Here is a 14,950-nt window from a genome sequence, read left to right on the forward strand (position 1 = left end):
AATATGGGTAGAATACTAGAATGTTTTGTGGATTAGTCAAGTTATTATTCTGATTTCACACCAAGATTCCCAATTTTCACGCCTAATAATCCAATAAAAACAGGATCGAAATAATCACACAGAAATTTGAATAACTCATTTAATTCTGTAAAAGAGAGTTGAATTTTTATTTGATCTTCTACTTTACGAACAAACTCATAACGTACTCTATTTTCTTCAAAATATGCAGTTAAAGTGAGGTAGATAGTTTCAAAAAAATGGCTTTTAGCCCCCTCTTCACCAGGATCGCTAATGCGTACATTCCATGTATTATTAAATAGGACTTGAGGCTGATTTGACATTGTTATACTCCTTTTTACTATTTTTAGACTAAGAAAAACCCGATTATAAAGTTTCTGTAATCAAAAAATTTATAATCGGGCTTTTCAAATATTTTCCCTGCGTGTTTCGCTTTACGTTGGTAACTACCTTTCCCTTTACGTTTTTTCTCAACACGCTGGCGAAATAATTTATCATTCAATAATGCCATCACTGCATTATCTTTGATCACTCCTCGAGTGTGCTCATAAACGGTTTCATTTTCAACCGCACTTTTTTGTTGCTTTGCCATAATTTTTCCTCAAAAAAGCCGCGGAAGGATTTCCACGGCTGGAGTATTATACGCGCAAACGTTTAAATTACAAAATCTCAAGTATACTTTCTGGCGGACGACCGATTTTAGCTTGATTACCATTGATCACAATTGGGCGTTCAATAAGCGCTGAATGTTCACTCATGGCTTTTAATAATTCAGCTTGAGAGAGCTCTAAATTGTCTAAATTTAAACTTTTATATAGTTCATCTTTCGTACGCATCATTTGACGCACATCATCAATTCCTAATTTTTGGGCAATGCTTTGTAATTCATCAATGGAATACTGCTTTTGCAAATACAATTCAACTATTGGCTGAACACCTTGATTTTCTAATAATGCTAGAGTTTCACGACTTTTTGAACAACGAGGGTTGTGATAAATCACGATAGACATAGGATTTCCTCTTAGTAGCTATAAACACTATAAATTTTAACTTATAATGGCGAAAAATACTTATAGGAAAAGAAATTATGCTAGAAATGTTGAAAAGCTGGTACTCGCGTCGCTTAAGCGATCCACAAGCGATGGGGCTATTAGCAATATTATTATTTGGCTTTATCTCCATTTATTTTTTTGGAAATTTAATTGCGCCTTTGTTAATTGCTCTAGTGCTATCCTATTTACTAGAAATGCCGATCAATTTTTTACATCAACATTTAAAATGCCCAAGAATGCTAGCCACAATCATCATTTTTGGTAGCTTTATTGGACTAGCAACAATCTTCTTTTTAATCCTCATGCCAATGTTATGGAATCAAACTATTTCCTTATTAAGTGATTTACCCGCAATGTTTAATAAACTCAATGAATGGTTACTAAACTTACCAGAGCATTATCCTGAACTCATCGACTATTCAATGGTAGATTCTATTTTCAATTCTGTTCGAGAAAAGATCCTTGGTTTTGGTGAATCTGCGGTAAAACTTTCTTTAACCTCCATCATGAACTTGGTTTCTTTAGGGATTTATGCCTTTTTAGTGCCATTAATGATGTTTTTTATGTTGAAGGATAAATCAGAACTTTTACAAGGGGTGAGCCGTTTCTTACCGAAAAATAGAAACTTAGCCTTCAAAGTATGGAAAGAAATGCAACAGCAAATTTCCAACTACATTCATGGAAAATTATTAGAAATACTGATTGTCACGCTCATCACCTACATTATTTTCTTAATATTCGGGCTAAATTACCCGCTCTTATTGGCTTTTGCTGTTGGTCTTTCTGTTCTCGTTCCTTATATTGGCGCGGTAATTGTCACGATTCCTGTTGCATTAGTTGCTCTATTCCAGTTTGGAATCAGCTCAACGTTTTGGTATATCATCATCGCTTTTGCTGTAAGCCAGCTCTTAGATGGAAACTTACTCGTGCCTTATTTATTTTCTGAAGCGGTGAATTTGCATCCATTGATTATTATCATTTCAGTATTAATTTTCGGTGGTTTATGGGGATTTTGGGGCGTATTCTTTGCCATTCCCTTAGCGACTTTAGTGAAAGCCGTTATAAATGCCTTACCGCAAGATTAAAAGTCTAAATTAAAAAGTTATACAAATAAAAAAATAGTTAACCATGAATTTTTGGTTAACTATTTTTTATTGAAGTTTATTCTAAGAATAGAATTTAACTAAGGTAATTCATCAATTTCCTTATCTACTTTAGGCGGGATCATATGTTCACGGCGTAATCCAACATCGTATGCAATTGCGATTGCAATAAAGATTGAAGAATATGTACCAAATCCAATACCCACAAGTAATGCTAAAGAGAAGTTATGAATTGATGGACCACCAAAAAAGAACAATGCAATAACAACAATTAATGTTGTCGCAGAGGTCATGATGGTTCTTGATAAAGTTTGCGTTAGAGAAACATCAATAATATCAATCGTATCTAGACGTCTTATTTTTCTGAAGTTTTCACGCACACGGTCAAAGACCACGATACTATCGTTAATAGAATAACCCACAACAGATAAAATCGCTGCAACGAAGGTTAAATCAATTTCTATTTGTAACGCTGAAAACACACCAAGAGTAATAATTACGTCATGCGCAAGGGATGCGATACCGCCGAAACCTAAACGCCATTCAAAACGAGAACCTACATAAACTAGCATCATTGCTAATGTTGCTAATGTCGCATATACCGCGCCTTGAGCCAATTCTTCCCCTACGTTTGGTCCAACGAATTCAACACTACGAATCTTAATGCCAGAATCTACTTCTTGGAGCATCCCTTTTACACGATCGCCAATACCAGAATCATTATCCGTAGCTGGTAAACGAATCATGACATCTTGAACAGAACCCGTCGTCTGCACAATTGGGCTTTCAATACCATTTTCGTGCAGCTTACCACGGATTTTCTCTAAATCTGCAGATTGTGAAAAATGGGTATCAAAAACAACCCCACCAGTAAAATCCAATCCCCAGTTAAAGCCTTTTGATACGATAAAAAATAGCGAAATGGCCATTAAAAGTGCGGAAAAAACATAGCCCCATTTACGCAGTTTCATAAATTCGGTCAATGGGAACGGGAGTTTAATCCCATTGATTTCACGGATAAAATGTCCGTCTTTATCTTTTGCAAAAATTTTCATCGTTCCCTACCTAAATTGATAATTTCTTAAGTTGTTTGCCGCCATAAAGCGCATTAACTAATGCACGTGTTCCTGTAATTGCGGTAAACATTGAAATTGCCACACCAAGTGAAAGTGTAATCGCAAATCCTTGAATTGGGCCTGTCCCCACAGCATACAAGATAATAGCGGTTAAAATTGTCGTTAAATTTGCATCAAAAATAGAACTAAATGCCCCGTTATAACCTTCATTGATTGCTTGTTGAATTGGACGACCATTTCGAATTTCTTCTTTAATACGTTCAAAAATCAACACGTTGGCATCCACCGACATACCTAGGGTTAATACGATACCAGCAATCCCGGGCATTGAAAGCGTTGCACCAGGTAAAATAGACATTAAACCGACTAACAACACAATATTAATGACCAAAGCAAAACTTGCGATAATACCGAACATTTTGTAGTAGAACAGCATAAAGACAATCACAGCAATGAGCCCCCATAAACTCGCATTAATCCCTTGCTCTACATTTTGAGCTCCTAAAGATGGACCAATTGTACGTTCTTCAACAATTTGAATTGGTGCAATTAATGCCCCAGATTTCAATAAGGTAGAAAGATTGTGCGCTTCCGCGATACTATCAACACCAGTAATTTGGAAATTAGAACTGAAACGACCTTGGATCGTCGCCACATTAATGACTTCCTCATGTTTTTCTAAAATGGTTTTACCATTTTCATCTTTTTTGCCATTATCTTTATATTCAACATAAAGTGTTGCCATTGGTTTCTTGTAATATTTTTTGGTGGTTTGAGACATGATCTCACCGCCTTCCCCATCCAACGTTACACTTACTTGCAACGTGCTTGAATGAGGATCTAAACCGGAACTTGAATTAATAATATGCTCACCACCTAATACCGCGCGTTTAAATAATGCGACAGGATGACCTTGGCGATCATATTTAATTTCTGTATCGGCTGGTAACATATTACGAGAAATTGCATCGGCTGTAACATTTTGATTTACGATACGAAACTCAAGCGTCGCTGTTGCCCCTAAAATTTCTTTTGCTCGTGCTGTATCTTGTATTCCAGGTAATTCAATAACAATACGCTCAGCGCCTTGACGTTGAATAACTGCTTCAGATACCCCTAATTCAGCAACACGTTTACGTAAAATCGTTAAGTTTTGCTCAATAGCTAAGTCGCGTGCTTCATTTAATGCTGAAGTTGAAAGACCTAAATTGATACTATCATTATCCAACTCTGTGATATCTAAGGTTGGATGCAACTGATGAATAATACGTTCTGCTTTAGAATGTTGACTTGCATCAGCCAATGTGACAGAAGTACCAAAATGTTCAGTATTTTTAATTGCCGTATATTGAATTTTTTCTTTGCGAAGTTCGTTACGTAAACTGTCTTGTAATTGCTCTTGGCGTTTTACAAGTGCAGAATTCATATCAACTTCCATCAAAAAACGAACCCCACCACGTAAGTCTAATCCCCATTTCATTGGGTTAGCACCAAACATGCTTAACCAAGCTGGAGTGGCTGGAGCAAGATTTAATGCGGTGGTGTAATTATTGCCAAGACGTTCAGCAATTTTATCTTTAGCGAGGAGTTGATCATCGGTATTAGTGAAACGAGCTAGAATTGAGCCGTTCTCAAGCACGACAGATTTGGTTGGAAGATTGTTGGTTTTAAGCACATCTTGAACTTGTCCAAGCACGCTAGTATTCGCTTCTTGACCGCGCGTACCGGAAATTTGCACCGCAGGATCTTCACCATAAATATTTGGAAGAGAATATAAAATCCCGATGGCCACAATAAAAATAACCATCAAATTCTTCCATAATGGATAACGGTTTAACATAGTTTTCCTTTTCTTTTCTAACGCACAGAGCCACAATTCGTGGCTCTGGAAAATAATTTAACGTTACTCTTAAAGTGATTTTAATGAACCTTTAGGAAGAACGCTCACAATGTAGTTACGATTAATCGTAATTTCTGTCGTGTCGTTTAACGCAATCACGATGCTATCACTACCTTCGGTTACTTTAGTAATTTTGCCGATTAAACCACCAGCAGTTAAAACTTCAGTACCTTTTGCAAGCTCAGACATCAATTTTTTATGTTCTTTATTGCGTTTAGCTTGCGGGCGATAAATCATAAAGTAAAAAATTAAACCAAAGATCACGAAAATAAATAACGTGGACATCGGGTTTTGTGCTTCCATTGTATGTTTTCCTTGTTAATTTAAGTTAAAAATTTCGCTTAAAATACCATAAATTGGCTCATTGGGAAAGGTGAACCACGCCCAATATCCTACGTTATGGCGATTAATTTTATTTTTTCAAGATAACGATAAATTCTTTTTCCGAAACGTAATATTGCTCGACCAAAGCAACAGAATTTTCTTCTGCAAAAATAGAAAAATTTTCCACCGCACTTTCAAGGTTTAAGATCAACATTAGCTCATCATTTTTATCCAAATTTTTTAAGGCTTTTTTGGCACTTAAAAGAGGAATTGGACATCGAAGTGCGGTTAAATTGAGCTGATATTTCATTCTTTAACTTGACGACGAGCACTCATGTTCTTGCCCATTTCAGCCAAAATATCCGCACTTAAGCATTCACGCCCCATTTCAAATAGCGGTTCTTCTAACGCAATATGACGATCATAACCTTGAATAAAGCGTTCAATTAAATGTTCATCAATATTTTGACGTTGTTCAGAAATAAGCTCTTCTAACTGCGCAGATAATGCATTCCAATTTTCATGCAAATATTCGTGCTGTTTTTCTAATTCATCAATGGAGCTTTGTGCTTGCGGAGCCACTTTGACTAATTGAGGGAAAAAATCTAATTCTTCGTCCTCATGATGTAACGGCGCGGCACGATTGAAATAAGTTAAAATCTGCTCAACATCATTTAATACAGCCTGAGTATAGCCGTGTTTTTCTAGATAATCAGGCAAAATGCTTAACTGGCGACAAAAGCGTTTTACCTTACTATGACAGGCATAAAGCATTTCAATAGGTTCATTCCAGGTGGCGAATTGTTGAGATTCAAGAATTTGCATAAGGTTTCCTTTGTTAAAAAGTGCGGTCAGAAAACATTTCATTTTTCTACCGCACTTTCATCAATTATGATTTATCCGCTAATTGTAATGGTGGAACAGGTTTGCCCATGCGAGCATAGAATTCCACAACAAAATCATCAAAACGATCATTTTCAATCGCTTGACGAATTTCCGCCATTAAACGTTGATAATAGCGTAAATTATGAATGGTATTTAAGCGCGCACCTAAAATTTCACCGCACTTATCTAAATGATATAAATAGGCTTTGGTGTAGTTTTTACAGGTGTAGCAATCACATTCTGGATCCAATGGGCTGGTATCATCACGGTATTTTGCATTACGGATTTTAACAATGCCGTCTGTCACGAATAAATGGCCGTTACGTGCGTTACGGGTTGGCATTACGCAGTCGAACATATCAATGCCACGACGTACACCTTCCACTAAATCTTCTGGTTTGCCCACGCCCATTAAATAACGCGGTTTATCAGCCGGGATTTGTGGGCAGATGTATTCTAAAATGCGGTGCATATCTTCTTTTGGTTCGCCTACCGCTAAACCGCCCACCGCATAACCGTCAAAGCCAATATTCACTAAGCCTTCTAATGATACTTTGCGTAATTCTTCAAATACGCCGCCTTGAATAATACCGAATAGCGCATTTTTATTGCCTAATTCATCAAAGCGATCGCGGCTGCGTTTTGCCCAACGAAGAGACATTTCCATGGATTTTTTAGCATAATCAAAAGTTGCAGGATAAGGCGTACATTCATCGAAAATCATCACAATGTCAGAACCTAAATCATATTGAATTTCCATAGATTTTTCAGGAGAAAGGAAAATGCGCTCACCGTTAATTGGGTTTTGGAATTTCACGCCTTCTTCGGTAATTTTACGTAATTTACCTAAACTAAATACTTGGAAACCACCACTGTCAGTCAAAATCGGACGATGCCATTGCATAAAGTCATGTAAATCACCGTGTTTACGCATCACTTCCTGTCCAGGACGAAGCCATAGATGAAAGGTGTTACCCAGTAAAATCTCTGCACCTGTCGCACGCACTTCTTCTGGTGTCATGCCTTTTACGGTGCCATAAGTGCCCACTGGCATAAATGCAGGGGTTTCTACACTGAACGTGCCTTGTGGACGTTCAAATACCAAGCGACCACGACGAGCATTGCCGCTTGTTTTATCTAATTCATACTTCATTTTTGCTCCAACGAATAAACAGTTCGAAGATTTTTTTAAACAAAAAAGCCTGTTAAAAAATACAGGCTTTGTGCTATCATATTTCTAATGCTCTTTAAGCAGAGGCGGATCTACTAAGATAGTCCGCCAGTTGCCGCTGTCGGGCTATTTCGTAGATCCTGAGTTTGTTAATCATACTAAGGATAAAAATATGACTAAATTTATGATTAAGTTGGACATCATTATTCTACTTTGCCTGTTATTGAAAAGTAGCACTGGCCATTAGTAGTTGATGCCGACAAGGGATGGTTACCGCCATCTCTTGTTCTTTATTGTAGGTGCTGACTAATTACAAGTCAAACAACTTATTCCAATCCTCTCACATTAGAATTTTTATTAATAAACATCGCATCTCCATAACTAAAGAAACGATATTTTTCTTGCACTGCATGCTTATATGCATTCATGGTATTTTTATAACCAGCAAAAGCTGAAACTAACATTATCAATGTGCTTTCAGGTAAGTGGAAATTAGTAATTAAACAATCTACCACTCGGAATTTTTTACCAGGATAAATAAAAATAGAGGTATCAGAAAAATAAGGCTCAATTAAATCTGGATTGCCAAATTCTTCCGCAGAAAGCGCCGCACTTTCAATAGAACGAACAGAAGTGGTTCCCACGGCAATAACACGTTTACCCGCTTTCTTTGTTGCAATAATTGCATTGCAAACTTCTTGAGAAACTTCTACATATTCTGCATGCATCACATGATCTTCAATATTTTCGACACGAACAGGCTGAAATGTTCCCGCACCCACATGCAATGTGACAAATTCAAAATTGACACCTTTATCTTTAAGTTTTTCAAGCAAAGGTTCATCAAAATGTAATCCAGCTGTTGGCGCTGCCACAGCACCCGGTACTTTACTATAAACGGTTTGATAACATTCTTGATCGGCTTCTTCATCTGGACGGTCGATATAAGGCGGCAATGGAATATGTCCAATGGCTTGCAACACATCTAAAAGAGCGGTTGATTTATCACTTAATTCCACTTCAAACAATGCACCATGACGTGCTGTCATTACCGCTTTAATTCCATTATTTTCGCCTAATTTATCTTCACCTAAAAATAATTCAGCCCCTTCTTTTGGTGATTTTGATGAACGAATATGGGCTAAGAAACGATGCTCATCTAACATGCGTTCAACTAAAACTTCAATTTTTCCACCGCTGGCTTTACGCCCAAACATTCTTGCAGGAATGACGCGAGTATTATTGAAAATCAATAAATCGCCTTCATCAATTAAATCCAATACATCTGAAAAAGTGCGGTCAATTACCGCGCCATTTTCCCCATTCAAATGTAATAAACGGCAAGATGTTCTATCCTCTTTTGGATAGCGAGCAATAAGTTCATCAGGTAAATCGAAATTAAAATCTGAAACACGCATAATAAAGTTTAGGTTAAATAAAATAGGCGGTAAGTCTAGTTTGAATCGGGGATGATCTCAAGAAAAAATAAAAATCTTATCTTCTATTCATAGTTAAACTTTTTTATTTATCTATTGAGGTGATGCAAGTTAAGAGCTATTTAAGATAGAAAAATGGCTAGCAATTACGCTAGCCATTTGATGAATTATAAATTTGCTTTTTTAGTTGCTTTTGCGTTTACATCACAGTTTTTGATGATAATCTTATCGCTAGTTTTGCCTTTTTGAATTAAATTCACTGGCACAACAGAATCAAATTTATCTAAAGTTAAACCACTATCTACATTCCAAACATAGTCACCAGAAGTGAAACTTGTAAAATCGTTTTGTGATTTATCACGAGCAAAATCTTTTGCAATAATTTTGTTACCTAAACTAACCATTGCCGCAACTGGCTCTTGGTTTTCAAATTGATACACTGCAGTCACAGTTTTTTTGTTGCAAGAATAAACTACTGTTTTGTCAGTGATAGTTGACGCAGTTTGAGCAGCCATTTGAGTCGATGCATTTTCCATTATTGGCGCATCTTTTGCACATGCAGATAATACAACAGCGGCAGCAAATGCCGGTAAAACTTTAGTGAAGTTCATTATTAAATCCTCTTAATTAAGCCCCAATCTGAGGCGCTACTTAGATACGTTAAATAAAATAAAGTTCTATTTTAAAGTAAAAATTTGTTGAGATAAAAACTAAACAACTCGTCAAACAAATCAACCTATCTACGAATGATGTTTTACCAACGATAGCCTAATTTCAAGCCTATATTTTGCTGTTTATCTAATTGCGAACCTTTCGATTGTGAGATAGCAGCAGAAAATTGGAAATGTAAAATTTCCGTACTTAATCCAACCTCTTTTTGCCAATAACGTACAAATGGCTGTTGTAATGTAGCACTATTCACTTTGATTTGCATATTGGCATTAGATGCATCAACATAATTCACTGAGAAATAAGGCTTAACCGTGATGTTATTAGTTGGTGTAAAAGTATAATCGATCCGTACACCTGTATTATAGCGATTAAATACAAGGCTAGGTGTTTGAACTCTCACGCCTTCCGATTGATAGTTTTCACGTTCAATAAAATAGCGATTCCCCCCCAAATAAGGCTGAATACCTAATTGCCCTAAGCGGAACTGATAACTTGCATTTACACCATAATTTACCACTTTACGATAAATTTTTCGGCTTTGTTCTCCTGCTGTTTTACTTACACTGCTCCCCATTCCTACGCTTACACCGAACTGGAAATCCTTCCATTGATATTGAGCAAATCCCGATAGCATCATCAGTGTAGTATAATTTTTAACTTGCTCATCAAAGGTATTATCCGAACGGCTATGTGAGAAAACTGCCCCAATTCGTCCATTACCTAACGCTTTTTGCATCCCAATTTGACGCAAGTTAGTTTTCTGCTTATAAGCACGGAACGCATCAGAATCATAGTGTCTTTTATCCTGTGCGATATTTGTCCACACCATAGGCTGCGTTTGCTCCACAAAAAGACGATCCAATTCATCTTGAATGGAAAGCATACTATTTACTGTAGCAGACAATTCCGATAACGCATTGTTTGAGTATTTACTAATTAAATTTTTTTGTTTGAGCTGTTTTTTAGCTTCTATTCTTGCTTGCTCTTCCTGAGCTTTGCGTTTTTCTGCCTCAATACGTTCCTGCTCTTCTTGAGCTTTACGTTTCTCAGCTTCAATACGTTCTTGCTCTTCTTGAGCTTTGCGTTTCTCGGCTTCAATACGTTCTTGCTCTTCTTGAGCTTTGCGTTTCTCGGCTTCAATACGTTCTTGCTCTTCTTGAGCTTTACGTTTCTCGGCTTCAATGCGCTCTGCTTCTTCTTGAGCTTTACGTTTCTCGGCTTCAATACGTTCTTGCTCTTCTTGAGCTTTGCGTTTCTCGGCTTCAATACGTTCTTGCTCTTCTTGAGCTTTGCGTTTCTCGGCTTCAATGCGCTCTGCTTCTTCTTGAGCTTTACGTTTCTCAGCTTCAATACGTTCTTGCTCTTCTTGAGCTTTGCGTTTCTCTGCTTCAATGCGCTCTGCTTCTTCTTGAGCTTTGCGTTTCTCGGCTTCAATGCGCTCTGCTTCTTCTTGAGCTTTACGTTTCTCAGCTTCAATGCGCTCTGCTTCTTCTTGAGCTTTACGTTTCTCAGCTTCAATACGTTCTTGCTCTTCTTGAGCTTTGCGTTTCTCGGCTTCAATACGTTCTTGCTCTTCTTGAGCTTTACGTTTCTCGGCTTCAATACGTTCTTGCTCTTCTTGAGCTTTACGTTTCTCAGCTTCAATACGTTCTTGCTCTTCTTGAGCTTTGCGTTTCTCAGCTTCAATACGTTCTTGCTCTTCTTGAGCTTTACGTTTCTCGGCTTCAATACGTTCTTGCTCTTCTTGAGCTTTACGTTTCTCGGCTTCAATACGATCAGCTTCCGCTTGTTTTAATTCTGCTTCTTTAATTGGGCTGTAAAGTCGATATTGATTACCGTCTTTAATTAACTCATAACGCCATGCTCCCGCATCAACATATTGATTGGTTAATGAAACATCTAATCCAGTCGTAGGCATTGTTCTTAGTGAGATGAGAGTAAGGTGATCGAGTCTCGTTGGTTCTGCACCTGTGTTACGAACATTGAGTTTAAATGTCCCTTGTGCTTGCCCATTGACCTGCAACTTATCGCCTAAATATTGATTCAAATGAGTAAGATAATTAAATGTTCCAGAACCATTTAAATCTCCATTAATCGTTAATATATTAAATTGGTTACGGTTAGTTTCTTTCGCAAAATCAGGATTTAATGTGACTTCACTATTATTTAAAGTAAGATTACCTAATATTGTGCTCGTCGGCATTGTCCATTGTGATTGCTTTAAAGACACATGTGTGCCATTCTCACCTGTAATTTGATGATCAAATCTTGCATTATTAAATTTAAGCTGTGCAGAATGAGTTAATTGTGCATCACCTATTAAATTAGCATCATCTACGATAGAGTCAGCTTGATCTCGCAAAATTAAATTACCTTGATGAGTGGCTTTATTGATTAAACGGTAAGTCGAATATTCTTGTGCGGTTAGATTACCCGTTAATTGAGAATGATCCATCGTCATTTCACCAATATTCGATAAACTAACTGAACCATTGATTTGAGACGCTTCATTAACATTCACTCGTCCAGTTGAGCGAACATTACCATTAATAATTGATCTGGTAATATCTGCAGCCGATCTTTCTGTGGTAAGGTCAAGTAATCCATCCAAACGAGCATTATTGGAAAGAGTGATTCTATTGTTTCCTAAAGAACTCAAACTACCTGAATGTGCCGATTGATCTTTAAGAGTATAGGAGGCATTTTGGCTTAAAGTGACGCTACCATTCACCCGTGCGCTATTTGTCGCGGTTAATTCATTGTCCTTCGTCGCTTGAATATTTCCATTAACAGTGGAAGAATCGATGTTTAAATTCGCATTATCTTCAAGATGAATAGAACCAGTTGTAGCGGCGTGGTTAGTAATATTAATGTTGGTATCATTATAGGCAAGCATATCTCCAGTCATAGTGGCATCATTAATGCTTGCTTGAGCATTGCCATCAAGATGAATATCGCCTGCTTGGTTAGCTTTATGTGTTAAGTGATATTCACTATCAGAGTGGGCGTAAACAGCCCCATTAAGAGAAACTAATCCATTCACATTTAATCGAGCATGATCGGATAGTGAAATATGTCCATTAACTTGTGTAGTAGGAATAGATTTAATCACAGATGGTTCGGTAAGATTAACGGATTGACAAGTTGTTGCGCCCGTCCAATCAGAGCGAGTACAAATTGTGTTTTCTTGATTTGGGATCACGCCAAAAGTAACCGATGCATTATTGCTAATATTCCATCCGCCTTTAATAGAAGAAACATTGCGAGAAACAAATGTATTACCATTCTGAATGTTAAAATTTCCAGCAACGAAAGAACGATTAATCCAATCATCATCCATTACCACTTCACCGCGTTTTGTGCCTTCCATTTTGGCATGGTGCGGATTTAAATGGTTATAAGCGTGTGGAGTAGGGCGACCGCTGAAAATTAAGTTGCCCCCGTTTTGGGTGATATTACCTTTTAGATTGGTGCCACCAGAAAGTAAAAGATGATTTTCTTGATTGGTTGGAGAATAATTAACATTTAAATGCCCCGTGTTTTTTGCATCATCTTTATCGCCAAACCAACCATTAAAGGCAATGTCGCGTTTATTAGTAAGATCATTCTCTTTATTATTAATGATGTTGCTTCCCGTAATAGTAATATTGGATTCTTTGTTGGCATTATGATTGACTAACATTGCACCTTCATCAACGTTTTGAATACGAGTAAAGGTAAGGTCATTCCCATTTAAATCTAAACGTCCACCTCGGAACCCGAAGTAGATATTATTTGGATCGACCTGATCTGCACTATTAAGTTTTACGGTTGCTCGACCGCTCACAATCCCCACTTCTTTGAAGGCTTGTTTCTGACCATTTGTATCTGCTTTCTGATCTAAAATAACGGTTCCGTTACCAACACTAATGTCACCCAAATTTTTCCCTGTGCCGTTTACAAGTAGTGTGCCGATCCCAAGCTTAGAGAGACGATCACCTTCGGGGTTTTTTACCTGCCATTCAACGGTGGCGTCTTCCCCAATAGAAACACCTGCACCCTGCCAAGTTATATTATTTTCACTTGGTTTAACGGTGAAATCACCTTCAAAGTAAATCCCGCCGGCACCTTGATTGACATTATTTGCAATAGTAAGTATGCCTTTCCCCATGTCGCCTAAATAAATAGTTTTACCATTATGTAACGCAGGAGACCAGGGATTCGGTCCACCATAACTTGGGGATATATCGCCATTTTGATCTCGGGCTTTCTCGAGAAGAGTGCTCTTATACAGCCCCACTTCCTTAGGCTTTCTTCCATTTTGAGAGATGGTACCTTTCCCGTCCTCTACGGTTTTAAAGACGTAATGGGCATTATTGGCAAATTCTCTTACCGTTGTGTCATTATTTTGCACTTCTTCAAGGTACTCTTGGCGAGCAACTTGGTATCCATTGCCTACCGCTGCGTAAGGGTGTCCTTCACGCAACACGCCATTTAATAACCACTTGCCTTTATCTTTATCATAAATAAACATAGGGGATCCGCTATCGCCTTGCGCCCCCGCAATCGGTAATGGTCCATATTCATTAGGGTTTTGTACACGTCCATTAAGATAAAGATCGCCGTTTCTTGTACCGCCATCCATAAAGGTATTACCTCCTGTCAGCCATGTACCACCATAAGCTAAGTCACCATTGGTTTCATTATTATCATTCTTCCAATATTGGTGTCCGCTTCCTGCGCGTACTCGCATAGGATATTTTTTTAAGTCAGTGTAAACATTACCGTGAGTGTTTGTTACCATCTCAATCGGTGCGACTTCTGTTACAAACTTAGCAAGACGAGGATGTTGGTAATCCGTCATAAATGGATGTCGAGCATCATTGACATAGTTATATCGTTTAACAACTAGATATTTATAGTTATGTCGATCGGGATTGCGTCCAAACTCACCAAAATCGACATCTTGATATCCCACGTTGTGCGCCACACTCACTAAATGTTGATCGCCCACTAGTGTGGCATAACCACCTTTTGCAAGCGAAGATAAATCAGGCATTGGCACACCTTTCATCATAGTACCAATCATTTCACCTTTCTTGTTATAAATGTCAATATTTTGCGCACCAACCGTAAACTTGCCTTTGTTTTCAGCAAAGTCACGATAGTATTGATAATTGATGCCAAAATAAGTATGTCCTGCCCAAGCTTGCGATACTATCCCTAATGAAATGCAAGCAGTTAAAAGATTAAGACGAAATATAGTTTTTTTCATAAGACTTACTCAATAAACAATTTGTTATATATAAAACTTATAGTTAAACATTAAAAGTG

13 protein-coding genes are annotated in these 14,950 nt (G+C 37.6%); 1 reads left to right on the forward strand and 12 read right to left on the reverse strand.

Annotation, left to right across the window (positions count from 1 at the left end):
• Nucleotides 1–44: 44 nt before the first annotated feature.
• From DV417_RS02660 to arsC, 3 genes are all read right to left on the reverse strand, one after another.
• Complete coding sequence (locus DV417_RS02660; RefSeq protein WP_118878489.1) at nt 45–341, reverse strand: DUF5377 family protein; 297 nt, start codon at nt 339–341, stop codon at nt 45–47.
• Between the two features lie 23 nt (nt 342–364).
• Nucleotides 365–610 carry an alternative ribosome-rescue factor A gene (locus DV417_RS02665; protein ID WP_118878490.1) on the reverse strand — a complete coding sequence of 82 codons (246 nt, stop codon included), beginning with the start codon at nt 608–610 and terminating at the stop codon, nt 365–367.
• Nucleotides 611–677: 67 nt separating this feature from the next.
• Entirely contained in the window at nt 678–1,028 is a 351-nt protein-coding gene (arsC, locus tag DV417_RS02670) for an arsenate reductase (glutaredoxin) (protein ID WP_118878491.1), read from the reverse strand.
• A 77-nt stretch (nt 1,029–1,105) separates the two neighbouring features.
• Between arsC and DV417_RS02675 the strand changes: the two genes are divergently transcribed.
• Nucleotides 1,106–2,155 carry an AI-2E family transporter gene (locus DV417_RS02675; RefSeq protein WP_118878492.1) on the forward strand — a complete coding sequence of 350 codons (1,050 nt, stop codon included), beginning with the start codon at nt 1,106–1,108 and terminating at the stop codon, nt 2,153–2,155.
• 98 nt (nt 2,156–2,253) lie between these two features.
• Here DV417_RS02675 and secF read toward each other — a convergent pair whose 3' ends face one another.
• From secF to DV417_RS09505, 9 genes are all read right to left on the reverse strand, one after another.
• Nucleotides 2,254–3,228, reverse strand: a complete 975-nt coding sequence (secF, locus tag DV417_RS02680) for a protein translocase subunit SecF (RefSeq protein WP_065264487.1) — start codon at nt 3,226–3,228, stop codon at nt 2,254–2,256.
• A 10-nt stretch (nt 3,229–3,238) separates the two neighbouring features.
• Nucleotides 3,239–5,089 (reverse strand): protein translocase subunit SecD, encoded by a 1,851-nt coding sequence (gene secD, locus DV417_RS02685; protein WP_118878493.1) that lies wholly within the window; start codon nt 5,087–5,089, stop codon nt 3,239–3,241.
• Between the two features lie 69 nt (nt 5,090–5,158).
• Complete coding sequence (gene yajC, locus DV417_RS02690; protein WP_005631054.1) at nt 5,159–5,452, reverse strand: preprotein translocase subunit YajC; 294 nt, start codon at nt 5,450–5,452, stop codon at nt 5,159–5,161.
• A gap of 109 nt (nt 5,453–5,561) precedes the next feature.
• Nucleotides 5,562–5,783, reverse strand: a complete 222-nt coding sequence (locus tag DV417_RS02695) for a sulfurtransferase TusA family protein (RefSeq protein WP_106013475.1) — start codon at nt 5,781–5,783, stop codon at nt 5,562–5,564.
• Nucleotides 5,780–6,298 (reverse strand): hemerythrin domain-containing protein, encoded by a 519-nt coding sequence (locus DV417_RS02700; RefSeq protein ID WP_118878494.1) that lies wholly within the window; start codon nt 6,296–6,298, stop codon nt 5,780–5,782. The genes DV417_RS02695 and DV417_RS02700 overlap by 4 nt, the downstream gene beginning before the upstream one ends.
• Before the next feature lie 64 nt (nt 6,299–6,362).
• Nucleotides 6,363–7,511 (reverse strand): tRNA guanosine(34) transglycosylase Tgt, encoded by a 1,149-nt coding sequence (gene tgt / locus DV417_RS02705; protein ID WP_112074645.1) that lies wholly within the window; start codon nt 7,509–7,511, stop codon nt 6,363–6,365.
• A 344-nt stretch (nt 7,512–7,855) separates the two neighbouring features.
• On the reverse strand, nt 7,856–8,947 hold the full coding sequence (queA, locus tag DV417_RS02710; protein ID WP_118878495.1) for a tRNA preQ1(34) S-adenosylmethionine ribosyltransferase-isomerase QueA: 1,092 nt from the start codon (nt 8,945–8,947) through the stop codon (nt 7,856–7,858).
• Nucleotides 8,948–9,132: 185 nt separating this feature from the next.
• Nucleotides 9,133–9,576 (reverse strand): hypothetical protein, encoded by a 444-nt coding sequence (locus tag DV417_RS02715; RefSeq protein ID WP_005626732.1) that lies wholly within the window; start codon nt 9,574–9,576, stop codon nt 9,133–9,135.
• Nucleotides 9,577–9,719: 143 nt separating this feature from the next.
• Nucleotides 9,720–14,891, reverse strand: coding sequence for a S6 family peptidase (locus tag DV417_RS09505; RefSeq protein ID WP_239990463.1), 5,172 nt, complete (start codon nt 14,889–14,891; stop codon nt 9,720–9,722).
• Nucleotides 14,892–14,950: the final 59 nt, after the last annotated feature.

Origin of the sequence: Haemophilus haemolyticus (genome assembly GCF_003490935.1) — a bacterium.
GTDB classification, from domain to species: Bacteria; Pseudomonadota; Gammaproteobacteria; order Enterobacterales; family Pasteurellaceae; genus Haemophilus; species Haemophilus haemolyticus_M.